Genomic DNA, 21,161 nt, shown 5'->3' with positions numbered 1-21,161 from the left:
AGGAAACAACAGTCACAAAGAAAAAAAGAGCAGGCTCCAGGGGACCCTGGAGCCTGCTCAGTTCTCGTCCCGACAAGTGGCGGCCAGGCTGGCCGTCACCCTTGGGTCAAGTGTTCCGCTCAGGGACGGACAACGATGCTGTTGCGCACTTCACGCACATGCTTGGTGTTGCGAGCAATGGCTTCAGCCTGGTTCTTTTCGGTTTGCGACTTGGCAAAACCCGACAGCTGCACCGTGCCGTTCAGCGTTTCCACGCTGATGGAGGTGGCGGACACGCTCTTGTCTTCAGCCATCTTGGCCTTGACTGCCGTCGTGATGCCTGCATCGTCAACGTAGGAACCCATGGTCTGCTGATCGCGGGCCACCGAGCAGCCCGTGGCCGTGACGATGGTGATGCCAGCAACTGCGGCGAAAGCGAGGGCACGTGCGTATTTCATGATGTTGTCCTTGTTGAAAAATGGTTGGGAACGCGGGTGCTGGAGTTATCGCAGTCTGCCGGCCTGTTGCACCCTCCGCGGCCAGCGGACTGTAGGGGATCGATGAAGTCAGAGCGGTCGTGTGGTCCACCAGATGCTTCGCTGCCTGAGGTGTCTCTAATCACCCCGGGTTCAGCACAGCCGGCGGGCCGCACGCTGCTCTCAGGGGGTCAGTACGCTGGGCGACGGCGCGAAGCCATCATGAGCAGCGTGGCGAGCAAAGCACCGGATGCAGCGGCGATCACGAGCGACTTGGTGGGCTCTTCAGCCACATAGCGGGTCGTCGCGTCTGCAGCCTGCTGCATCTGGCGGCGGGCACGGGCACTGGTTTCTGCACAGTAGTCGATACCGCGGCTGGCCAGTTCCTGGGCACGGGCTGCCAGATCGTCGATGACGGGATCGGTCTGGTTACGCAGTGCCTTCACGCCTTCTTCTGCTTTTTCAAGCGACTTGTCGGCAACCTTGCGGGTGGACTGCACGGCGTCTTGTGCGCTTTGCAGCACGTCGTCGGCCAGGGTGCGGGCGTTGTCGGCGACTTTATCGGTGGCGGTCTGGATGCTCATTGTTCAAACTCCTGGTAAGTGTGGATGCAGGGTGGCTGGGGCTTGCGGACGGGCGTCAGCCCTTTCGAAGCAGGCCCAGGACAAAGGTCACGACGGCCATGATCACGAAGACGAAGAACAGGATCTTGGCAATGCCCACAGCGCCGGCAGCGATGCCGCCAAAGCCGAACAGTGCTGCGATCAGCGCGATCACCAGAAAAACAACTGCGTAGTGCAACATTTCCTTCTCCTTGTAAGGGGCCGGTAGCGGCCTGTCGGTCGGTTGGCACCAGAACTTCAGCGCCTGGGACCAACTGTATGGCGGAGTGAGTTTGGTGAATGCCGGTGTCTGGCGCGCTCCCGTGTCGGCGGCGCCGCGCGGGCCGTGTAGGACGAGGCCGCGCGACTCACGGCTGGTGGTTGCGCTCGAATGCGGACATGCAGCGCGAGGCTGGCGTCGCAAATGGGTGTACTGAGTTTCGAGGCTCGTCTACCAGGCAATGGAACGTGCTGAGTCGCGAGTGGGGGCTCAGTTGCGGGCTATGTGCAGGCCCCGGATTGCCAGCAAGGCTGTCTGCCGCCCCAGGCGCGACGGCCTCAGAAGTTCGAGGGGGACACCGGCACCGCGGCTTGCGTGCTGGCAGCGCCTGGCTGCGGGTCGTCCGTCGCATCGCGCTGCATGGGCAGCACGGCAGAGACCAGCGTGCCATTGCCGGGGCGTGAGGTGATCGAGAGACGGCCACCTGCGGCCTCCACCCGGTGGCGCATGCCGGACAGGCCGTGCGAGGTGGGGCGCACGCTGCTGGGATCGAACCCCAGGCCGTTGTCGCGCACCTGCACCGAGACATGCGTGGGATAGGCGTGCACCGACACCAGCACCTTGTCGGCCTTGGCGTATTTGCCGATGTTGGTGAGCGCCTCCTGCACCATGCGGTACACGGTGAGCTGCGAGGCGTCGGGCAGCTTGACGGGCTCCAGGCTGGTCTCGACCTCGATGGCCGCGCGCTCGGCGTATTCACGCGTGAGGATCTCGATGGCCGCAGTCAGCCCGAGGTTGGACAGCGACGACGGGCGCAGGTCTTCGATGATGCGGCGCTTCAGCGCAATGCCGCTGTTCAGCGTTTCGGTCAGGTGCCTGAGGCGCTCGGCGATGTCGGGTGCCGTGGCGTCGATCTTGGACTTGAGCCGTGCGACATCGAGCTTGGCCGCGGTCAGCAAGGCCCCCAGTTCGTCGTGCAGTTCGCGCGCCAGGTGTGCGCGCTCTTCTTCGCGCACCTGCTGCAGGTGGTTCGCCAGCTCGGACAGCGTGGCCGTGCGCTCCCGCACGAGGCCTTCAAGCCGATCGCGCTCGTGCTCCAGCAGGGCCTGCTCGCGCTGGCTCACCTGCTGCACCGCCTGCGTCTGGCGCAGGTACATGTAGAAGGCCAGCAGGCCGATGGCGGTGACGGTGGCGATGCCGATGCGCGACAGCATGAGCGATTGCTCCACCTGCTGCTGGCCCTGCTGCACGTAGCGGTCGCTGCGGGCAATGAGCTCTTGCGAATGCTTGCGGATGGCCTCCATGTGCTCTTTGCCCACATCGGTGTGCAAGATGAACTTCCAGGCGTCCTCGTTGCCTTGGCGGCGCAGCCGCAGGCTCAACTCCATCTCGGCGAGCTTGCGCGATATCTGCCGCGACAGCAGGGCGAATTCCTGCATGTCGTCGGGCGCCTCCATGAACTGCTGGCGCAGCCCGTCCAGGTTGGTCTGCACCGTGGCCACGGCCTTGTCATAGGGCTCGAGGTAGGCGTCGTTGCCGGTCAACAAGTAGCCGCGCTGCCCGGTTTCGGCATCCAGCATGCTTTGCAGCAGCGAATTGACAGCCTTGCGCGTATCCTGGCCATGCGCCATTTGTGCGACTGCGTCCTGCGAACGCATATGGCCGGTCTCGTTGATACCCACCAGCACCATGGCTGCCAGCAGGGCCATTGGCAGGCTGATCGCCATCCTGCGGACCTTGGGCAACCATCGACGGGTGTTTTCTTTGAGGCTCATACGCGTTATTCTGGATAATGTCTGGTGACCCGGGTGTCATGGTGCCACCGCGCAGCATGAGGCCGGAGAATCTGTGCAACCAACAAGCATCGGGAGCGGCACTCCGCCCTGTGAAAGAAAGATCGATGATCAAGATTGGTATTGTGGATGACCACGCGATTGTTCGCTCCGGCCTGCGGCAGTTTCTGTCGGAGCATGTAGACCTGCGGGTCGAGGGTGAGGCGGCCAACGGCCGCGAAGCCATCGACCTCGTGCGCAACAAGGAAATCGATGTCCTGCTGATGGACTTGTCCATGCCCGGCCAAAGCGGCCTGGATGCGCTGGCCATGCTGCGCGCAAAGGCGCCCGACATGGGAATCCTGATCCTGAGCGGGTACCCCGAAGAGCACTACGCGATCAACCTGATTCGCCAGGGCGCCAGCGGCTACCTGAACAAGGAATGCGAGCCAGCCGAAATCGTGGAAGCGATTCGCACCATTGCGCTGGGCCGCCGCTACCTCACGCCCGCCGTGGCTGAACTGCTGGCGCAGCAGCTCAATCGCAAGGACGACGCGCCACCGCACGAACAGCTGTCCGAGCGCGAATTCCAGGTGTTTCTGAAGCTGGCCAAGGGCGAGACGGCAGGCGACATCGCCAAGGCCCTGTCGCTGAGCGTGAAGACGGTGAGCACGTACCGCACACGCCTGATGGAAAAGATGAGCCTGTCTTCCAACAGCGATCTGACGTACTACGCACTGAAGAATCGCCTGATCGACTGACATGCGGGGAGGCCTTTAGTCCGGACAAGCCGGACGGGGCCGGCCATCGCACCACGCACACAGGTAAAAAACGAGCCTCCCGCACACGACGGGGAGGCTGTCGGCTGTCACAACGGCTGGCCAGGAATCGCCCCGGGCTGACCCATCTCCATGGCCCCTGGAGCATTGCTGTGCTGGACACAGTAGTCCACCAGTGCGTCGATTTCATTGGATTTGTCGAACACCGCATCGACGCCCAGTTGCGCACAGCGCATGCGCACATCGGGCGTTGCGTAGTTGCTGAGCACCACCATCTTCTGGCCCGGCAAGCGGGCACGGCAGGCAGCCAGCACACCCAGACCACTGCCCTGGCGCAGGAACAGGTCGACGATGGCCAAGTCCCAAAGGCCTGCGTTGGTGGCCAGCCAGTTCTTCCCTTCATCCTCGGTCTCTGCAACGCCAACGGCTTCCACAGACGCCAACTCTTCCAGAGTTCCGATCAGATTCTCACGGATGGTGGCGTTGTCTTCAACGATATAGGTGCGCAGTTTCACAGGAGTATCCAGTTTCACGATCAGGGCCGAGGTTGGCGCTGGTCGAACCTCAAATTTAGATGCTCGTAGCTTTGCATTCTGCCAGCGGCCTGACGCGCGGGGTGTAGGAACCCTCCTACCGCGCAACACATACTGCGCAATCAGGTGCGCGCTGCAAGTGCATCGTGCTCCATTCCATCGAGCGGCCGTCGAGCATCATGAGCCGCCCCGCCAACGAAGACCCCACGCCCGCCACGAGCTTCAAGGCCTCGGCAGCCTGCATGGCGCCGATGATGCCCACCAGCGGCGCAAACACGCCCATCGTCGAGCAGCGCACTTCCTCGAACTCCGCCTGCGGAGGAAAGATGCAGGCGTAACACGGGCAGGTTGCGTCCCGCGGGTCGACCACGGTGATCTGCGCATCAAAGCGAATCGCAGCGCCCGCCACCAAGGGCTTGCCATGCCGCACGCAGGCGCGATTCACCGCGTGGCGCGTGGCGTAGTTGTCGCAGCAATCGAGCACCACCGTGGCATCGCGCACCAGCACATCGAGCGCATCGGCATCGACCCGTGCCTTGAGCGCCGTGACCTTCACCTCAGGGTTGATCGCCGCCATGGCAGCCGCAGCAGACGATACCTTGGCCTGGCCCACCCGGTCGGTGGTGTGCGCGATCTGCCGCTGCAGGTTGGTGAGGTCCACCACGTCGTCGTCCACCAGCGTGATGTGTCCCACCCCGGCTGACGCAAGGTACAGGGCCGCGGGCGAGCCCAGCCCGCCGGCGCCGATGATGACGGCATGCGCCGCCAGCAACCGCTCCTGCCCTTCGATGCCGATTTCATCGAGCAGGATGTGGCGGGAGTACCGCAGGAGCTGGTCGTCGGTCATGGGGCAATCTCAGGCAAACAAAAACAAAAAACAAAATAAAAATCGGCAGCGCCAATGCAAAAAGCCGGACTCCGCTGGAATCCGGCTTTTCAGGGCTCAGAAGCGAAAGCTCAATTCTCTTTCTTTTCTTCCTTGCGTTCCGTCAACGTCTTGCTGACCAGCACTGCCCGGCCCTTGAGCTGGTTGAGCGCCTGTACCAGCTGGAAGTCCTTGTCCGTACCGAACTCAGGAATCTTGCGATCGGCCACTGGCTTCTTGGCTTCTTCTTCCAGGCGCTTGCGGGCATCCTCACGGGCCTTTTCACGGGCCTCGTCCTTCTTCTCTTCGCCCTGGCCGCTGTTCAAGTGCTTGTCCAGGTCGGCTTCGCGCATGCGCAGGGCGGCAAAGATGTTGCCCTCTTCCGACTCGTCGATCATCACATCAGGCACGATGCCCTTGGCCTGGATCGACTTGCCGCTTGGGGTGTAGTAGCGCGCAGTGGTCAGCTTGATGCCGGTGTCCGGCCCCAGCGGACGCACGGTCTGCACCGAGCCCTTGCCGAAGGTCTGGCTGCCCATGACGGTGGCGCGCTTGTGGTCTTGCAATGCACCGGCCACGATTTCGCTCGCCGAGGCCGAGCCTTCGTTCACCAGAACCACCAGCGGCACCGATTTCAGCGCAGCAGGCAGGCGGCGCAGCGGGTCGCCGCCGCCACGGCGCTGATAGAAGTCGGGCGAGGCCTTGTACGTGGCCTTGCTGTCGGCCAGCTGGCCGTTGGTGGTGACCACCGTCACGTTCTCTGGCAGGAAAGCCGCCGAGATGGCCACGGCCGCATCGAGCAGACCACCGGGATCGTTGCGCAGGTCGAGCACCAGGCCCTTGAGGTTGGGCTCTTGCTTGTAGACCTCTTCCACCTTGCGCACGAAGTCGTCGACCGTGCGCTCCTGGAACTGCGACAGGCGGATCCACGCATAACCGGGCTCCACCACCTTGCCCTTGACGGACTGGGTCTTGATCTCTTCGCGCGTGATGTTCACGGGGAAGGAGCGGTTCTCGTCCTTGCGGAAGATGGTCAGCGTGACCTTGGTGTTGGGCTCGCCGCGCATGCGCTTGACGGCGTCGTTCAGCGACAGGCCCTTGACGGCGGTTTCGTCGATCTTGGTGATCAGGTCGTTGGTCTTGAGGCCCGCGCGGAAGGCTGGAGAGCCTTCGATGGGGGAGACCACCTTGATCAGCCCGTCTTCCTGGGTGATCTCGATGCCCACACCCACGAAGCGGCCAGACGTGCCCTCGCGGAATTCCTTGAAGGACTTCTTGTCGAAGTACTGGGAGTGCGGATCGAGGCTCGACACCATGCCGGAGATGGCATCGGTGATGAGCTTCTTGTCATCCACAGGCTCCACATAGTCGGTCTTGACGAGGCCGAACACCGCTGACAACTGCTGGATTTCCTCCAACGGCAGCGGCGTCATCGCCCCCCGCGCCACTGTCTGCAGCGACACGGTGGTCAGCGCACCCGCCACAACACCTACCGACACCCATCCCGCAATTTTGAGTTTCTGGCCCATAGAGCACCTTTTACCGCTTCGAAATCAATATACACCTTGGAGGGGCCGAAGCCGCCGCAGTTCCGCTCGGGCGCTCGTTCAGACGGGGGATTTGGCTGATTTTCCCCGTCTTTACGCGACTTTTACGCCTTGCCTTGCGATGCCACGGCCGCTGCAGCCTTCGCCGCCGCTTCGGCGTCACCCAGATAGTAGTGACGGATGGGCTTGAGGTCGGCGTCCAGTTCGTATACCAGTGGAATTCCGTTGGGAATGTTCAGGCCCACGATGTCCGAGTCAGAAACGCCGTCCAGGTACTTCACAAGTGCGCGGATGGAGTTGCCGTGGGCTGCCACCACCACACGCTTGCCCGAACGGATGGCCGGGGCCATGGCGTCGTTCCAGAACGGCAGCACGCGCTCCACGGTGTCCTTGAGGCATTCGGTCAGGGGCACGTTGCCTTCGTCCAGGTTGGCATAGCGGCGGTCGCTGCGCTCGCTGCGGGCGTCGGTGGGTTCCAGCGCTGGCGGGGGCGTGTCGTAGCTGCGGCGCCAGACCAGCACCTGCTCGTCGCCGTACTGCTTGGCCATGTCACCCTTGTTCAGGCCCTGCAGGGCGCCGTAGTGGCGCTCGTTCAGGCGCCAGTCCTTCACCACCGGCAGCCAGGTCGAATTCATCTCGTCGAGCGTGTACCACAGCGTGTGAATGGCGCGCTTGAGCACACTGGTGAAAGCCAGGTCGAACTCGTAACCCTCTGCCTTGAGCAGCTTGCCGGCAGACATGGCCTGCGACACGCCGGTGGGCGTCAGGTCCACATCGGTCCAACCGGTGAATCGGTTTTCAAGGTTCCAGGTGGATTCGCCGTGGCGGATCAGGACGAGTTTGTACATGGCTTCCCTAAGGTCAAAACTGAGCATTCTAAAATTACGCCGTTCGCCAACCCAAGGAATCTTCGTGAAATTCATTATCGACAACTGGTATCTGATCTTTGTTGCAGCGGCTGCGGGCGGCATGTTGCTGTGGCCGGTGCTCAAAAGCGCCAGTGGCGGCTCGCTCACCCCGGCCGGGGCCGTGCAGCTCATCAACCGCGAAAAAGCCGTCGTCATCGATGTGTGCGAGACCGAGGAATTCGCCGCCGGCCACGTCAACGGTGCCAAGAACGTGCCCCTGGGCCAGCTCGAAGAGCGCCTGCCCACCGTGGTCAAAAACAAGGCCCTGCCGCTGGTGCTGGTCTGCGCCACTGGCGCCCGCGCCAACCGCGCGGTGGCCATTGCCAAAAAGCTGGGCTACGAGAACGCCCAGGCCATGGCCGGCGGCCTGAAAGCCTGGCGCGAAGCCAGCCTGCCAGTGGAAAAAGCCTGAGTCGCCCCCAGCTATTGCCATCGCGATAGGCTTGCAACCCGTTTTGTTGCCCCACCGGAAAGAAAAGGAAGGCCCTTTATGCAACCCGTGAAGATGTACACCACCGCCGTCTGCCCCTACTGCATCCGGGCCAAGCAGATCCTCAAATCCAAGGGCGTCGAGCAGATCGAGGAGATCCGCATCGACACCGACCCCGCTGCGCGCACCCACATGATGGAAATCACCGGGCGCCGCACGGTGCCCCAGATCTTCATCGGCACCACCCATGTGGGCGGCCACGACGACCTGGTGGCCCTGGACGGCCGGGGCGAACTCATGCCCCTGCTGGGCGCTGCCGCCTGACCCCACCCCGGGCGGCTGCATAATGCTGCCCCATGTGCCCGCTGCGGGAGCTTTCCCACGGCGGGTTTTGTTTTGCTGAAAATCCGTTAGCGCAAAGAGACTTATCCACCATGGCCGATCAAGAAAACCCCGTCTTCCAGATCCAGCGCGTCTACCTCAAGGACCTGTCGCTGGAGCAGCCCAATTCCCCCGGCATCCTGCTCGAACAAGAGCAGCCCAGCGTGGACATCCAGCTCGGCGTGGAAGCCACTCCTGTGGCCGAAGGCATCTTTGAAGTCGCGGTGACGGCCACGGTGCAGACCAAGATCAAGGACAAGACCGTGTTCCTGGTCGAAGCCAAGCAAGCCGGCATCTTCGAGATCCGCAACATCCCCGAAGACCAGATGGGCCCCATCATGGGCATCGCCTGCCCGCAGATCGTGTACCCCTACCTGCGCGGCAACGTGGCTGACCTGATCAACCGCGCCGGCTTCCCACCCGTGCATCTGGCCGAAATCAATTTCCAGGCCATGTACGAGCAGCAGCAGGCCCAGGCCGCCGGCCAGCCTTCGCCGATCATTACGCAGTGATGTAACGCCCCCGGGGCCGCTTCGCGCCCTGCTCCTCTCTCGTCGCGCTGTGTGCCCGGGAGGGGATGCAGCCAGCGGCCTGTCAAAGCCGGTGTCACGGCGACCTCGCCCGGACAGTGCTGACTGCTGGGCTCAGGCCGAGACACCGCGCCAGGGGCCATTGAATTCACGATCTTTTTGGGCTCCACCGCTTGCCTGACAAGCGCAAACAGCTATGAAAATCATAGTATTGGGCGCTGGCGCCTGGGGCTCTGCCGTCGCCATGAGCGCGGCCCAGCATCCTGCACGGCATGCCGTCACCCTCTGGGCCCGCGATGCGGCGCAGGCGCAGCAGATGCGCAGCCAGGGGCAGAACGCGCGCTACCTGCCTGGCATTGCCTTTCCTTCATCCCTCACCCTGGCCGACGGCGACTTTGCCGCCCTGCTACCCGGCGCCGACCTGGTCATCGTGGCCACGCCCATGGCCGCCCTGCGCAGCATGCTGACGTCGTTGCGTGGTTGCACCGCGCCCGTCGCCTGGCTGTGCAAGGGCTTTGAGGCGGCAGCCCCGGGCGGCGATCCGCAAGCTTTTGGGCTGCTGGCGCACGAAGTACAAGCGCTGATAGCTCCTGAGTTGATAGCAGGCGTTTTCAGTGGCCCCAGTTTTGCGCAGGAAGTGGCCCTGGGCCAGCCCACGGCGCTGGTCGCGGCCAGCAGCCATGCCGCCGTGCGCGATGCGTTGGTGGCGGCGTTTCACAGCAAGAGCGTGCGCGTGTATGCCAACGAAGACATCGTCGGTGTGGAAGTGGGTGGCGCGGTGAAGAACGTGCTGGCCATTGCCACCGGCCTGTGCGACGGGCTGGCGCTGGGGCTCAACGCCCGGGCGGCGCTCATCACCCGCGGCCTGGCAGAGATGACGCGCCTGGGCCTGGCGCTGGGCGCACGGCCCGATACCTTCATGGGCTTGTCCGGCCTGGGCGACTTGGTGCTGACTGCCACCGGCGACCTGTCGCGCAACAGGCGCGTCGGAATGCTCATGGCACAGGGCCACAGCCTGGCCCAGGCCGTGGAGTCGCTGGGGCATGTGGCAGAAGGCGTCTACAGCGCCCGCACCGTGGTGCAGCGCGCGCAGGCGTTGGGGGTGGACATGCCGATTTCCGAGGCGGCAGTGGCGCTGCTCGATGGCCGCGTGCAGCCCGCCGAGGCCGTGGCCCAGCTCATGGGACGCGGGCCCCGCGACGAGATTTGATCGGTGACCCCGGCGCCGGTGTGGCTGCGACCGTGGCCATGGCCTTGTCCGAGTTCCCGCCGCGCAAACTGCTGCACTGCTTAACGCTGAACTACCGACCCACCGACAACCGCAGCAGCAGGCCCTCTTCATCATCTGGATGAAAGAAGTACGGGTAGAAGCTGCGCTCGTCCTTCGACAAACTGGGCCGGCCGCCAAACTGATCGATGAGCCGGCGCGCCTTCTCCGCACTCATGTGCAACAGCACCGCCGGGGCCCCCACCCGCTGGCAGATGCGTTCGGGCCCCAGTTCGTCGAAGCGCAGCATGCGTTTGTAAAACGGCGCGTGGCGCGGGTTCACCTCCACGATGATGTCGGTCGCACGCCGCGCCCGGAAGGCCACGATGCAACCGATGTGAAAGATCGCGCCCAGCACCTGCTTGGAGCGCACGCCGGGATCCATGGCCAGCTTGCCGATCTCGCAGATGCGGGCGCCGCGCGCGCGCAGGGCTTCGATGTATTCGGGGTACTGCTCCTCGGCCCCCAGGTGGCCGTCGTCCATGTGGACCGACAACGTACCCTGGGCCTGCCCGTCGATCTGCACCACGATGCTGCTCAGGTCGCTGTCGTGCGACAGCGTGGCCTGCATGTGGTAGCCCCGGCTGGCATACATGCGGGCCAACAGGCCCTGGCCTTTGCGCGACAGGCGGATCTTGCAGGTCTTGGTTTCGACGCCGCCCAGGACACTGAGGTATTCCCCCGGGTAGGCGAGCTCGACGATGGTGTGTCCTTCGGCATGCATGGACGGATTTCCTGTGTTCCAGGACCGGTCGACAGCGATGCACGGGGCCAAAGCCAGTCCCTGGTGTGTGTGTTGAGACTGCCAGCTTAACGGGATGTGCGTCGCCTGTCGTGACAGGGTTTGATAGTGCGATAAACGGCAGATTGCGGTACGCCAGCGGTACAGCGAACGCGCTCGTCTGATGCGGCGGGCCCACATAAAAAAAAGCCGCACCGCGCTTTTTCAAGCGCGGTGCGGCTTTATTACTTGGAGGGTCGTGCCGATCAGAACACGCCGAACAGCATGAGCAGCAGCACAACAGACAGTGGGACGCCGAGAAGCCAGGCAATGATGGGCATGGTGAACTCCTTGAAAGGGTGTGGTGTTGAGATGTGTCCACCTTATCGCCCACCCCGAGACCGGTCTGTGCGCCAGCACTGCGCATGAGCGTAGTCCCGTGCCTACCGGGTGTCGGCCCCCGCCCACCGTCCCGCGCACGCGGCGGGCCGCTGCCTTACAGCCCCAGTTCGAGCGCGAGCAACTCATCCACCGTCTGGCGGCGGCGGATCAACCGGGCATGGCCACCATCGACCAGCACTTCGGCGGTCAAGGGGCGCGTGTTGTAGTTTGAAGACATCGATGCGCCATACGCGCCCGTGTCGTGGATCACCAGCAGGTCACCCACCTGCGCCGCAGGCAAGTCGCGCGGCAGCACCACGCCGCCGTCACCCTGGGTGAACACGTCGCCCGACTCGCACAGCGGCCCCGCCACCACGGTGGGTTGCGACGCACCGGTGGTGGTGCCATCGCGGCGCAGCAGCTCCATGGCATGGAAGCTTCCGTACATCGAGGGGCGCATGAGTTCGTTGAAGCCGGTGTCGACCAGCACGAAGCGGTTGTTGCCAGCGTTCTTGGTGGCGCGCACCTCGCCGATCAGCACACCGGACTCGGCCACCAGAAAACGGCCCGGCTCGATCTCCAAGCCCAGCTTGTGGCCCACCACCGCCTCGGCCTGCTGGCGCGCCGCGTCCCACAGGCCGTGGTAGTGCTGGGTGTCCACCACCGGGTCACCACTGCGGTACGGAATGGACAGCCCGCCGCCAGCCGAAATGGCGTGCAGGTCGTGCCCCGCCGCATGCGTGGTGCGCACCAGGTTGACCATGGCGCCGCACACTTCAGCCAGGTGGCTGTAGTCCACGCCGGAGCCGATGTGCATGTGCAGGCCCACGAGCTTCAGGCCGTGCTGGGCGATCGCAGCCAGCGCCGCGGGCAGGTCGGTGTGCCAGATGCCGTGCTTGCTGTGCTCGCCGCCGGTGTTGGTCTTGTTGCTGTGCCCGTGGCCAAAGCCGGGGTTGATGCGCAGCCAGACGCCGTGGCCTGGCGAGCGCCGGCCCAACTGGTGCAGCATGTCGATGGAGCCCGCATTGACCGGCACGCCGTGCTCGACCACGCAGTCGAGCGTGGCGGCGTCGAACAGGTCGGCGGTGAAGACGATCTCGGACGGCTCGCCCCCAGCCACGTAGCCAGCGGCCAGGGCCCGCAGGATCTCGCCGCGCGAGACGGCATCCACCTTCACGCCCTGCTCGCGCATGAGCTTGAGGATGTGGATGTTGGAACACGCCTTCTGCGCAAACCGCACGGTCTCGAAGTTGGACACCTGCGCAATGCGCTGGCGGATGGTGGCCGCGTCATACACCCAGGTGGGGGTGCCGAACTGGTCGGCCAGGGCCCACAGCTGGGCGGGCGAGAAAGGGTTGGACATGCAGAAGTCTCCGGGGGTGCTGAGGCAAAAGCGAAATGATGCCGATGGTGAGCCATTTCAGCAAATGCTCATTTTTCGACACCCCATTCAAATTGGATATGCTCGTGGCCATGACATCGGCCCCCAACTGCGCGCCAGCACCCGCCCTCGCCACCCGCATCTCCCACCGACACATCGAAGTCTTCCGCGCCGTGATGACGGCGGGCGGCGCCACGGGTGCGGCCGACCTGCTGCACAGCTCCCAGCCCACCGTGAGCCGCGAACTGGCGCGGCTGGAATCCTTGCTGGGCTACGCGCTGTTCGAACGTGCCCAGGGCCGCCTGCGCCCCAACGCCCGCGCGCTGGCGCTGTGGGACGAGGTCCAGCGGTCCTGGCAAGGGCTGGAGCGGGTGGTGGACCGCGCAGTCGCCCTGGGGCGAGACGGCGCAGTGCAGCTGTCGGTGCTGTGCCTGCCCGCACTCGCCCATGCGCTGCTGCCCGCTGCGGCCGCGCAGCTGGTGCAGACCCACCCGGACACCCGACTGGCGGTCACGCCGCAGGAATCACCGCTGCTGGAGGAATGGATGAGCGCCCAGCGCTTCGACCTTGGCCTGTGCGAGCAGACCGCCGCACCGCCCGGCACCAGCGCCGAAGTGCTGCTCACGCTGGATGAGGTGGCCGTGCTGCCCGCAGGCCATGCGCTGGCGCACCAGGCGGTCCTGCAGCTGGAGGACTTCGCCGGCCAGCCGTTCGTGAGCCTTTCACCCGACGACCCCTACCGCCGCCAGATCGACGCGCGCTTTGCCGAAGCAGGCATCACCCGCAGCCAGCGCGTGGAAACCCACAGCGCTGCCGCCGTCTGCGCCATGGTGCAGCACGGCCTGGGCATGGCCATCGTGAACCCGCTGACGGCCCTGGCCGAAGCCAGCGACCGACTGGTGGTGCGACGGCTCGGGTTCTCGATCCCGTTCAGCGTGACGGCGCTGCGCCCGCTGTACCGGCCACCGCAGCCCGAGCTCGAGCCCATGCTCGACGCCCTGCGGCACCAGTCCAAAGTGCTTGCGAAGCAGCTGACGCAGATCGCCTAGGGCATGGACTGAGCACGGCACCACAGCAATCCAGCAACCGGGATGCAAGGCCGTACATAGAGCCCCATGGACAGATCAGACCTGGCGCCTGGCCAAATCCGATTGCTACGGTTTAGATAGCAAAAGGTCTTCCACAGGCAAGCGGCAGAGGCGATTGTGGCCAGCGATCAGGGCGGCGTCAGGCTGCGCACCTTCACCGCCAGGCGCTCCTGCACGGACGGCGACACGAACTTGACCACCTCACCACCCAGCACCGCGATCTCGCGCACGAAGGTGCTGCTGATGAACTGGTACTTGTCGCTCGGCGTGAGGAACACGGTCTCGACCTGGGGCATCAGGCTGCGGTTCATGCCGGCGAGCTGGAACTCGTAGTCGAAGTCGGTCACCGCCCGCAGGCCGCGCACCATGGCCTTGCCGCCGCGCGCCACCACGAAGTCGCGCAGCAGGCCCGAGAAGGCTTCCACCTGCACCTGCGGGTAGTTCTTGACGGCTTCCTGGACCATGTCGATGCGCTCTTCCAGCGAGAACAGGGTCTTCTTGTGGTGTCCCGCCGCCACGGCGACGATCACGCGCTCGAACAACTGGGTGGCCCTGCGCACCACGTCTTCATGCCCCAGGGTGATGGGGTCGAAGGTTCCGGGGTATACGGCGAGCACGTTCTGGGCCATGGCTGGTTGTCTCCTGTCTGGCGAATGACGTTGGCCCCGGCCTCTGGAAGCCAGGGCTCCCGGGGCCTGCCGGGCCGCGTGCGCGCATTATGCAGTGCAGTGCAACATGAAACGGGGCGGGTGATCTGTGGTCCGCCACCTCTGTCCACCGCCACAGGACGGCGCCTCAGTGACGTCAGGCCACTTCAGGCCAGCGGCTGCCCACCCGGCGCCAGCAGCATCAGGCGCGCCACCAGCGCCACCAGGTCCTGTTGGCGCACCGTGCGGGTCTTGAACAAAAGCGCACTGAGCTGCGTGCGCACGGTGGTGATGCGCACTCCGCGTGCATCGGCAAAGTCCTGCGGCGTCTGCCCGCGCATCAGCGCCTGCAGCAGGTCCGCCTCTGCCGGGCTCAGGCGATACGCCTGGCGCGCCAGCGCTACCGCTGCCTCGCAGCCCAGGCTGCGCTGCATCACCACCCAGGCCACGCCCGGCGCCTGCTGCAGCATGCCGAGCGATGCCAGGTCGCTGATCGACAACGCGACCAGCAACAGACCGCCGTCGAGCTCCACACAGCCGCTGTGCCCCTGCAGCGACTGCACGAACAGGGCGCGCAGGGTCGGGTCGGCCGTGCTTGCCAAGAGCGGGCCGCGCTGCAGCGTTTGCAGCAAGCCGCCTTGCCCTGCCCCAGCCCAGAGCGCGCGCACCCGGGCATTGGCGTGCAGCAGCCGGCCTGCGGTGTCGAAGAACAGGATGCCCATCGGCATCTGCTCCATCAGCGCCTCCATGCCGCGCGTGCGTGCACGCAGCGCCACCATCTCTCGGTGCAGGTAGGCAGCGCGCTGCACGGTGGCGAATTCCGCCTCGAAGCGGGCCACCTCCTCGCGCGAGAAGCCCTCGTCGTCGCCCTGGCGGAACATCGACATGAACAGATTGCCCACCGGACTCGACGCGCCCTGGCTGCCCCCGAACATGCGCGTGCCGATGCCGTACTCGCGCAAGAAGTCGTTGTAGATCTCGGTGCGGCGAAAGCCCCGCGTGGCCTCCAGCGGTGCATCGGTGGCCACCCAGACACCCGACAGCCCCATGCGCGCACGCCGCGCCATGGCGTCGTCCCAAAGCGGGTCGCTCAGCCGGTAGTGCGTGGCGTAGCGCTGTGCGGCTTCGGGCGTGACGCCCATGGCCAGCAGCGCGGGAGCGCCGTCGCTCGACGGCGACTGCAGCCAGTAGTCCACCTCGGGATGCACGGCAAACTGCGCGCCCCATTGCGCCAGTTGGTCCAGCCCGCTGGCCAGGAAGGCACCGCCCAGCAGGTCGGCACGAAAGCTCGCGGCGTAGCCCGAGAGCGCCTCGCTGAAACGCTCGCCGTCGGCCACCGAACCCATCAGATTGCCCAAGGCAGGGTGCAAGGGGAAGTCCTTGTGAAAAGGGGCGGATGCTAGGCACATCCGCTGCGGGCGTCATCGTCCATGTGAATGATGTTGCGGCGCAGCACCGACTCCTTCACCTGGCGGATGGGCGGCGGACACAGGCGTTTTACAGTCCCGCCACGCTGCAGTCAAACCGGGCTGCGGCCGTGTGTGACCGTTACTTTTCATCCAGCCGCCTCATGAACTTCCATCGCCCATTGTTCCGCCTCGCCCTTGCCAGCCTTGCGCTGGCAGCGCCCCTTGCCGCGCAAGCGCAATGGGCCGTCATCAACCCGATCAGCCAGCCAGCAGGCCAGTTCACCATCTCCTGCACCGACTATCCGATCCCCTCCAGCCAGCAAGTCTGCGCGGTCACGCCGCCGCCTTCCGCAGCGGGGGACACCGTCAGCGGCAACTGTGGCGGGCAGTTGCGCCTGCCCGACGACCCGCTCCAGCCCAATACCTGGCTCTACCAGGTAGGGCCTCGGCCGGCCAACCCACCCACTGCCAACTGCAATCTGCGGGTCACCGCAGCGCCCACCGCTGGCGCGGCGTCCATCCCCACGCTGAGCGAATGGGCGCTGATCCTCATGGCGCTGGTGGCCGCAGCCCTGGGCCTGGGAGCGCTGCGCCACAAGAGAATTTAAGGTCATTCCCACCTGCCGGCGCGCACCCAGCAGGCGCCAGCAGCTATCAAAAAAGGAGCATTCCATGGTTCTGCCGGCGGGCATCAAGACATCGATGCGACGGGCACACGGGTAAGCGTCGGGGCCTTTCACATCATTCACCTGAACGATGCCAAGCACGGGCTCGCCGCCCTACGATGCGCAGCCCTTGCCTTGATGCACCACCCGTGACCTCCCCCACCACCGACGCGATTTTCGACACCCCGCAGTGCCTGAACTGCACCGCCCTCCTCACCGGCCCCTACTGCGCGCAGTGCGGGCAAAAGAAGGCCGGCCGCATGGGAGCGGCGACAGTGCGCAAGGAGGCATGGGCCCGGTTTCGGTGGTTTGAATGGGAGGTGATCCGCCACGCCCTGCGCGTGCTGCCGCAGCCAGGCACGCTGGCGCGCGAATACGTGCTCGGGCAGCGCAAGGACCACCCGCACCCGCTCACGCTGCTGTGCCTGGCCATCGGCCTGCTGCTGATCGTGCTGGGCCATACCGATTACCTCAAGCCCGAATTCCCGAGCGAGGCCGCCGCCAGCATGTATGCGCTGGTGAGCGCCTACTCGAAGTGGTCGTTCTCGCTGGGCGCGGTGGCCGCATTCGCAAGCGCCTGGTTGCTCTTTCGACGCCGGCTGGGCTATAACGCCACCGAACTGCTGACCCTGGCGCTGTACTGCCAGTCGGTGTTCATCGCGCTGCAGATGGCCAACCAGTTGCCCCTGGTGCTGGCGCATTCCCCGGCCCTGCTCAAGTGGCACAAGCAGTGGTCTCCCTGGTACATGACCGCACTGCAGGCTTTGGCGTTCATGCTGGCCCTGCGGCAGTTCTACCTGCTCGATGTGCGGCGCGACGCGGTGCGTCTGCTGCTGGCCGGCGCGCTGTTCGCCGTGCTCAAGTGGCAGGCGACGGCGCTGTATGCCCGCGGCGTGGTCGAGGTCGTGCTGTGGCAGATGGGGCTCTAGGGATCCTCTGCACGAATCGAGCTGCCAAGTGTGCGCTGCGGATCGGGATGGCGTGCAAGGCGCAAAACGCAGCAATAGCCGTAGCTATTGCGAGTATTGGCAACGCCGCAGGCCGCCCGAGACCGCTGATGCCCACGGCGCGATGATTCGTGCAGAGGGTCCCTGGAGCGTGCGCGGTCGCGCCGGCGGTTGAGGTTCGGCACACACCTCCGCCACAACGCGCCTCAAAATTCCACGAAATGTGTGAAAAGTCCGCCACATCATTCACCTGAATGATGTGACTGCGAGCCTGCCGCTCCTACCATCCGGCGCATTCATCGACACAACCGGGGAGCGCGCATTGAGCAGCAAGGATTGGCATGGGCAACAGCTCGGGATTGCAGGGTTCGAGACCCTGATGGCCGAGAGCCTGGAAGCCCTGGGCGAGCCCGACATGGCGCCGCGCCTGCTGCGCCACCTGGGCGAAGCCCTGGGCAGCCACAAGCTCGTGCTGTTTTGCCCGCTGCCCGGCGAGGGCGACCCGCTCGCGGCCAGCCAGTGGGGCATGCCCGACGACTTTCTGCAGCGCTACGCCGACCTCATCCAGGTGAAGGACGCCTGGAGCGACGCGCTGGAGCGACAGCACGAGCAGGCGCTGGCACGCGGCGGCTCCCTCAGCCAGCAGCTGGTGGCCACCAGCGCGCTGAAGAAAAGCGCGTTCTACGCCGACTATCTGCGGCCCCTGGGCATCGACGCCATGGTCAACAGCATCGTCGAAGCCTCGCCCGAGTGCGGCATGCACGTGCTGGCGCTGTACAACGAACTGGGCCAACCCGAGTTCACCCCCGCCCAGTTCGCCCAGCTGCGCGCCGTCACGCCCTGGGTGCGCAGCCTCATGCGCGCCCAGCGCCGCCTGCGGCTGGCCGAGCGCCACACCGCCGCGCTGGAGCGCACGCTGGACCAGTTGCCGCTGGGCCTGCTGCACGTGAACCCCCACGGCACGGTGCGCTACCTGAACGACCACGCTCGCCGCTGGATGGGCGTGCAGGACGACTGCCGCGTGCTGCTGCGCCATGCCACGGGCTGGCATGCGCGCCAGCCACTGCAGCTCGCCCAGGTCCACGCGGCCTTGCCGCCGCTGCTCTCGGCGTGCCTGAGCACACGCACACCGGTGTCCGCACGCCTGCAGACCCCACACCACCACGCGCAGGTGGCCCTGGCCACGCCCCTGCGCGGCCAGCCCGGAGCGGCACTGCAAGACCCGCTGGTGCAGTTCGTTCTGGTGCCGGAGACCGTGCAGGACACCCAGGCCGCGATGCCCGTGTGCAGCGCGCTCTACGGCCTCACGCCCGCTGAAGGCGCCCTGCTGCCGCTGCTGCTCCAGGGCATGACCCCGCGCGAGATGGCCGACAACCAGGGCGTGAAGATGCCCACGGTGCGCACCCAGCTGGCCAGCCTGTATGCCAAGACCGGCACCCGCGGCCAGACCGAACTGGCCCAGCGCGTGCTGCGCGTGGCGGCCCTCGTCCAGCCCTGAATTTCCATCCCTCTCCTTATCCATACATATCCCAGACCCAGGAGCCTGACCGCATGAATCACATCCCCACCGCCAACATCCGCCCCGTCGCCATCGCCTGCGCCGCCTTGCTGGGACTGGCCTGCGCGGGCGTCGCGCTGGCGCAAAAGGCCGCCGCCACCGCAGGCCCCAAGCCCACCAAGGCACAGCTCGTAGCGGAGCTGGCCGCCACGCTGCAGGCCTGCTCGTACGACGGCAGCCCGGTGGCGTTTTCGCCGCCCGACCTGTCCAAGGGGGGCGGCACCGGCAAGCAGGTGGTGGCCGAGATCATGAAATACACCGGTCTGCCCGCCAACTTCGTGGTGGTGGAAGGCCAGGTGCCCAACGCGGCAGCCGTCATCATGCAGGGCCCCGACAAGGTGCCGCGCCGCGTGATCGCCTACAACCCGTCCTTCATGGGCGACGTGATCCGTGCCACCAAGGCCAACAACTGGGCGCCCGTGAGCATCATGGCGCACGAGATCGGACACCACCTGTCGGGGCACACGATCGTGCCCGGCGGCAGCCAGCCGCCCATCGAGCTGGAATCGGACAAGTTCAGCGGCTTCGTGCTGTACAAGATGGGCGCACCGCTCAAGGACGCTCAGAACGCCATCGCCACGCTGATCCCCGAGAAGGACGGCGAGACTCACCCCGGCCGCCGCAAGCGCCTGGCCGCCATTGCCGCAGGCTGGACGGAAGCCTGCGAGCTGCAGGGCGGTGGCGCCGCATGCCACGGCGGCACCCAAGGCGGCAAGTCGGTCGCCGTGGCCCAGGCGCCCGCGCCAGCGGCCACTCCTGCGCCTGCAGCGACCGCAGCCACCCCAGCACAGACGCCAGTCGCCAAGCCCGCCCCTGCATCCGCCAATGCCCTTGCCATTACGGCAGCGCCCGCACCGGCACCCGCCGCCACGGCAGCCGTGGCCCAGGTCCTGCCCAAGGCAGACGCCAACGCCCTGCCCTCCAAGGGGGTCCAGTTCATCTACGACGAGTTCGGCATCCTCGACCCTGCGATCCGCGCACAGTTCGAAAAGCAGATGCACGACCATGCACAGAAGACCGGCGTGGAGATCGTCACCCTGCTGGTGAAGGACCTGAACGGCAAGACCGCCGAGGAATACGCCCAGGCCATGATGCGCCAGCTGCGCGTGGGCAAGCTCGACGTGGGCAACGGCGCCGTGCTGGTGGTCGCCCCGGAGCAGGGCCAGGCCGCGGCCGTGCTGGGCGCGGGCGTGGCACTGGACATGGGCAGCCAGGACAAGGCTGCCCAGCTCGACCGCTGGATCAAGACTGCCTGGACCCTGTGCAAAAAGAAGAACGCGTGCGGCAACTGGACGGAAAACCTGATGCTCGCGGCCGACCACATCCGCCGCGACACCAGCCATTCGGACTGGACCATCGCCTACAGCTCGCTGGGTGACCTGCAAAAAACCGATGCCGCCGAGAACGGCAAGGTGACGGACCCCAAGCAAAGCAAGACCTGGCGCAAGATCACCCGCCTGTCGGGCACTGTGGAAAACCTGGCACCGCCCACGGGCGTCAAAAGCGCCTGGGTGAACGAGGCAAAGTTGAAGTCCGGCGCAAAAGCCGTGCTCATGCGCAGCGCCGAAGGCCTGACCACCATGCTCTACATCGATCCACGCACCGAGGCGCTGATGCCGGGCGGCAAACTCGAGCAGGGCAAGACCTACACCGTGATCGCGCGCGCGGCCGGCCTGTCGTGGAACCCCAAGGACACGCAGTCGCTGGACCTGCTGAGCTACGCGGTCACGGAGTGACAACCGGCATGCGCACCACCACCCTGGCCATGGTGCTCACCGGCGCCGCCAACCTGCTGCCCGCGCTGTTCTTCATGTTCACCGTGCTGCTGGGCAGCAACGGCCTCAACTCAACACAGGGCGCCCGCCTGCTGGGCACGATGGCACTGTTGCTGGCGCTCATCTGGATCGCGGGCCTGTTCCTGGCCCGGCACATGGCGCAGTGGGGGCTGGAGCGCGGCTGGTCGGACCTGGCCAGCATCGCTGCAGCCGGCACGGGCGCCGTAGCGGTCTATACCGTCATGGCCGTGCTGGCCACGTTCATGGTGCTGCTGTGGGTGGGTGCATGAACGAGTGCCG

23 protein-coding genes are annotated in these 21,161 nt (G+C 65.6%); 11 read left to right on the top strand and 12 right to left on the bottom strand.

What is annotated here, in order from left to right:
- Positions 1-119: 119 nt before the first annotated feature.
- The 4 genes from ACSQ3N_RS06795 to ACSQ3N_RS06780 all read right to left on the bottom strand — a co-directional run bounded on the left by ACSQ3N_RS06795 (position 120) and on the right by ACSQ3N_RS06780 (position 3,052).
- Positions 120-437, bottom strand: coding sequence for a BON domain-containing protein (locus tag ACSQ3N_RS06795; RefSeq protein ID WP_056161625.1), 318 nt, complete (start codon positions 435-437; stop codon positions 120-122).
- A 209-nt stretch (positions 438-646) separates the two neighbouring features.
- The gene (locus tag ACSQ3N_RS06790) at positions 647-1,039 is read right to left on the bottom strand and encodes a DUF883 family protein (protein WP_056161622.1); all 393 of its coding nucleotides are present in this window, start codon (positions 1,037-1,039) and stop codon (positions 647-649) included.
- Positions 1,040-1,094: 55 nt separating this feature from the next.
- Positions 1,095-1,259 (bottom strand): DUF1328 domain-containing protein, encoded by a 165-nt coding sequence (locus tag ACSQ3N_RS06785; RefSeq protein WP_082485988.1) that lies wholly within the window; start codon positions 1,257-1,259, stop codon positions 1,095-1,097.
- A gap of 356 nt (positions 1,260-1,615) precedes the next feature.
- Positions 1,616-3,052: a sensor histidine kinase gene (locus tag ACSQ3N_RS06780; protein ID WP_056161619.1), complete on the bottom strand. Its 1,437-nt coding sequence runs from the start codon at positions 3,050-3,052 to the stop codon at positions 1,616-1,618.
- A gap of 125 nt (positions 3,053-3,177) precedes the next feature.
- On the opposite strand from ACSQ3N_RS06780, the gene ACSQ3N_RS06775 reads away from it, so the two are divergent.
- Positions 3,178-3,810: a response regulator gene (locus ACSQ3N_RS06775; RefSeq protein ID WP_056161617.1), complete on the top strand. Its 633-nt coding sequence runs from the start codon at positions 3,178-3,180 to the stop codon at positions 3,808-3,810.
- A gap of 107 nt (positions 3,811-3,917) precedes the next feature.
- On the opposite strand, the gene ACSQ3N_RS06770 is transcribed toward ACSQ3N_RS06775, so the two are convergent.
- The 4 genes from ACSQ3N_RS06770 to gpmA all read right to left on the bottom strand — a co-directional run bounded on the left by ACSQ3N_RS06770 (position 3,918) and on the right by gpmA (position 7,621).
- Positions 3,918-4,343, bottom strand: coding sequence for a response regulator (locus tag ACSQ3N_RS06770; RefSeq protein ID WP_056161614.1), 426 nt, complete (start codon positions 4,341-4,343; stop codon positions 3,918-3,920).
- 115 nt (positions 4,344-4,458) lie between these two features.
- A complete protein-coding gene (locus ACSQ3N_RS06765; protein WP_056161612.1) occupies positions 4,459-5,208 on the bottom strand; it encodes a HesA/MoeB/ThiF family protein in 750 nt (249 codons plus the stop codon).
- Between the two features lie 110 nt (positions 5,209-5,318).
- Positions 5,319-6,755, bottom strand: coding sequence for a S41 family peptidase (locus ACSQ3N_RS06760; protein ID WP_056161610.1), 1,437 nt, complete (start codon positions 6,753-6,755; stop codon positions 5,319-5,321).
- Positions 6,756-6,877: 122 nt separating this feature from the next.
- A complete protein-coding gene (gpmA, locus tag ACSQ3N_RS06755; protein ID WP_056161608.1) occupies positions 6,878-7,621 on the bottom strand; it encodes a 2,3-diphosphoglycerate-dependent phosphoglycerate mutase in 744 nt (247 codons plus the stop codon).
- A 64-nt stretch (positions 7,622-7,685) separates the two neighbouring features.
- Between gpmA and ACSQ3N_RS06750 the strand changes: the two genes are divergently transcribed.
- From ACSQ3N_RS06750 to ACSQ3N_RS06735, 4 genes are all read left to right on the top strand, one after another.
- Positions 7,686-8,093 (top strand): rhodanese-like domain-containing protein, encoded by a 408-nt coding sequence (locus ACSQ3N_RS06750; RefSeq protein ID WP_056161606.1) that lies wholly within the window; start codon positions 7,686-7,688, stop codon positions 8,091-8,093.
- A 78-nt stretch (positions 8,094-8,171) separates the two neighbouring features.
- Entirely contained in the window at positions 8,172-8,435 is a 264-nt protein-coding gene (gene grxC, locus ACSQ3N_RS06745; protein ID WP_056161604.1) for a glutaredoxin 3, read from the top strand.
- A 110-nt stretch (positions 8,436-8,545) separates the two neighbouring features.
- Positions 8,546-9,004, top strand: a complete 459-nt coding sequence (secB, locus tag ACSQ3N_RS06740) for a protein-export chaperone SecB (RefSeq protein WP_056161602.1) — start codon at positions 8,546-8,548, stop codon at positions 9,002-9,004.
- Positions 9,005-9,218: 214 nt separating this feature from the next.
- Positions 9,219-10,232, top strand: coding sequence for an NAD(P)H-dependent glycerol-3-phosphate dehydrogenase (locus ACSQ3N_RS06735; RefSeq protein WP_436145911.1), 1,014 nt, complete (start codon positions 9,219-9,221; stop codon positions 10,230-10,232).
- A gap of 91 nt (positions 10,233-10,323) precedes the next feature.
- On the opposite strand, the gene ACSQ3N_RS06730 is transcribed toward ACSQ3N_RS06735, so the two are convergent.
- Together ACSQ3N_RS06730 and lysA are read right to left on the bottom strand one after the other, a co-directional pair.
- Entirely contained in the window at positions 10,324-11,013 is a 690-nt protein-coding gene (locus ACSQ3N_RS06730; RefSeq protein ID WP_056161597.1) for an N-acyl amino acid synthase FeeM domain-containing protein, read from the bottom strand.
- Positions 11,014-11,506: 493 nt separating this feature from the next.
- On the bottom strand, positions 11,507-12,754 hold the full coding sequence (lysA, locus tag ACSQ3N_RS06725; protein WP_056161595.1) for a diaminopimelate decarboxylase: 1,248 nt from the start codon (positions 12,752-12,754) through the stop codon (positions 11,507-11,509).
- Positions 12,755-12,864: 110 nt separating this feature from the next.
- Here lysA and ACSQ3N_RS06720 point away from each other — a divergent pair, with 110 nt between their 5' ends.
- Positions 12,865-13,821, top strand: coding sequence for a LysR family transcriptional regulator (locus tag ACSQ3N_RS06720; RefSeq protein ID WP_436145910.1), 957 nt, complete (start codon positions 12,865-12,867; stop codon positions 13,819-13,821).
- 167 nt (positions 13,822-13,988) lie between these two features.
- Here ACSQ3N_RS06720 and coaD read toward each other — a convergent pair whose 3' ends face one another.
- Together coaD and ACSQ3N_RS06710 are read right to left on the bottom strand one after the other, a co-directional pair.
- Positions 13,989-14,489, bottom strand: a complete 501-nt coding sequence (gene coaD / locus ACSQ3N_RS06715) for a pantetheine-phosphate adenylyltransferase (protein ID WP_056161593.1) — start codon at positions 14,487-14,489, stop codon at positions 13,989-13,991.
- A gap of 185 nt (positions 14,490-14,674) precedes the next feature.
- Positions 14,675-15,877, bottom strand: a complete 1,203-nt coding sequence (locus ACSQ3N_RS06710; protein ID WP_436145909.1) for a helix-turn-helix transcriptional regulator — start codon at positions 15,875-15,877, stop codon at positions 14,675-14,677.
- 200 nt (positions 15,878-16,077) lie between these two features.
- Here ACSQ3N_RS06710 and ACSQ3N_RS06705 point away from each other — a divergent pair, with 200 nt between their 5' ends.
- The 5 genes from ACSQ3N_RS06705 (at position 16,078) to ACSQ3N_RS06685 (ending at position 21,151) form a co-directional block, all read left to right on the top strand.
- Positions 16,078-16,524, top strand: a complete 447-nt coding sequence (locus tag ACSQ3N_RS06705) for an IPTL-CTERM sorting domain-containing protein (RefSeq protein WP_436145908.1) — start codon at positions 16,078-16,080, stop codon at positions 16,522-16,524.
- 206 nt (positions 16,525-16,730) lie between these two features.
- Positions 16,731-17,510, top strand: a complete 780-nt coding sequence (locus ACSQ3N_RS06700; protein WP_436145907.1) for a hypothetical protein — start codon at positions 16,731-16,733, stop codon at positions 17,508-17,510.
- A 340-nt stretch (positions 17,511-17,850) separates the two neighbouring features.
- Complete coding sequence (locus ACSQ3N_RS06695; protein ID WP_436145906.1) at positions 17,851-19,026, top strand: helix-turn-helix transcriptional regulator; 1,176 nt, start codon at positions 17,851-17,853, stop codon at positions 19,024-19,026.
- A 53-nt stretch (positions 19,027-19,079) separates the two neighbouring features.
- The gene (locus ACSQ3N_RS06690) at positions 19,080-20,822 is read left to right on the top strand and encodes a TPM domain-containing protein (protein ID WP_056161585.1); all 1,743 of its coding nucleotides are present in this window, start codon (positions 19,080-19,082) and stop codon (positions 20,820-20,822) included.
- 8 nt (positions 20,823-20,830) lie between these two features.
- Positions 20,831-21,151 (top strand): hypothetical protein, encoded by a 321-nt coding sequence (locus tag ACSQ3N_RS06685; RefSeq protein WP_056161583.1) that lies wholly within the window; start codon positions 20,831-20,833, stop codon positions 21,149-21,151.
- Positions 21,152-21,161 lie beyond the last annotated feature (10 nt).

It is taken from the genome of Acidovorax sp. LjRoot194, assembly GCF_964253015.1.
GTDB lineage: Bacteria > Pseudomonadota > Gammaproteobacteria > Burkholderiales > Burkholderiaceae_C > Acidovorax.
Note: the sequence above shows the minus strand (reverse complement) of the source record. Positions and strands in the feature narration are given on the sequence as shown.